At 76.1% G+C, this 1349-nt stretch carries 1 protein-coding gene; it reads left to right on the forward strand.

The annotated features are described in order from the left end of the window. Nucleotides 1–1349: acyltransferase domain-containing protein (locus tag E0D90_RS25665; RefSeq protein WP_130800299.1), on the forward strand; the 1349-nt coding region annotated here is incomplete at both ends.

Raw genomic sequence — 1349 nt, forward strand, 5'->3', positions numbered from 1 at the left:
CGCCAGGCGCGGAGGACGCCGAGGACTCCCCGCTCAACCGCACCGAGGTCGCCCAGCCCGCGGTGTTCGTCGCCGAGTACGCCCTGGCGCGGCTGCTGGAGAGCTGGGGCGTCCGACCCACGACGATGCTCGGCTACAGCCTCGGCGAGTACGTCGCCGCCTGCCTGTCCGGCGTCCTCACCCTGACCGACGCCCTCCGCCTCGTCGCGTTCCGGGCCCGGCTGATCGGCGAACTGCCCGCAGGCGCCCTGCTCGCCGTCGCCCTCCCGCAGCGGGAGGTGACAGGCCGGATACGCGAGTGGGCAGCCGAGGGAATCGACCTCGCCGCCGTCAACGGGCCCGATCTCAGCGTCGTGGGCGGCGAGACGGAGGCGGTCGAGGCGTTCGCCGCGCGGCTGACGGACGCGGGTATCGCCCACCGTCGCCTCGCCACCACCCACGCCTTCCACACCCGGATGCTGGAACCCGCCCGCGAAGCCCTCACCGACTGGGTCCGTGACAACCTCACGCCCCGGGCGCCCGGAGTCCCCTACGTCTCCTGCCTCACCGGACAGCCCGTCACCGCCGACCTGGTCACCGACCCCGGCTACTGGGCCCGTCACATGGTCTCCCCGGTGCGCTTCGCCGACGGCCTGACCCAGCTGCTCTCCGACCCCGACCCGGCGTTCCTGGAGCTCGGCGCCGGCCGCTCCCTCGGCGCCATGGCCCGCAGCCACCCCGACTGCCCGCCCGAGCGGGGCCCGCTGGTCCTCGCCACCCTGCCCGCGGCGGCCGACCCGGCCCCCGACGACCGCACCCTCACCGACGGGCTCGCCGGACTCTGGCTCACCGGCGTAGCCGTCGACTGGCACGCCCACCACGGAGAGCACAGCCCCCGCAGACTCCCGCTGCCCTCCTACCCGTTCGAGCGCACCGAGTACTGGCTGCGCACCGACACCGGCGCCCCCGCCGATCGGACACCCGACGGCGCCGCCCGCCAGTCCGGAGCCGTACGGCGCCCCGACGGGACCCTGGTGCCGCAGCCGCTGCCGCTGCTGCCCGAAGAGGAATGGCTCCACGTCCAGGTGTGGCGGCAGACCGCGCCGCGCAGCGGCCGGCTCCCCGCCGCCCGCTGGCTCGTCCTCGCCGGTACCGGCGAGGACGACCCCGACGGCACCGGCCGTGACGCGGTAGCAGCCGAGCTGACCGCGCGGCTGGAGGCGGCGGGCGGCAGCGTCGTCACCGTGCGCCCCGGCGAACAGGGCCCGCCCCAGCGCGGCGGCAAGCTGCCCCGCACACCCGAGGGCGACTACCTCCTCCCACCCGGCGACGCCGCCTCCTTCCGGGCGCTGCTGCGGGAACTCAAGGAC

The sequence above is a fragment of the Streptomyces otsuchiensis genome (assembly GCF_004305975.1).
Taxonomy (GTDB): domain Bacteria; phylum Actinomycetota; class Actinomycetes; order Streptomycetales; family Streptomycetaceae; genus Streptomyces; species Streptomyces otsuchiensis.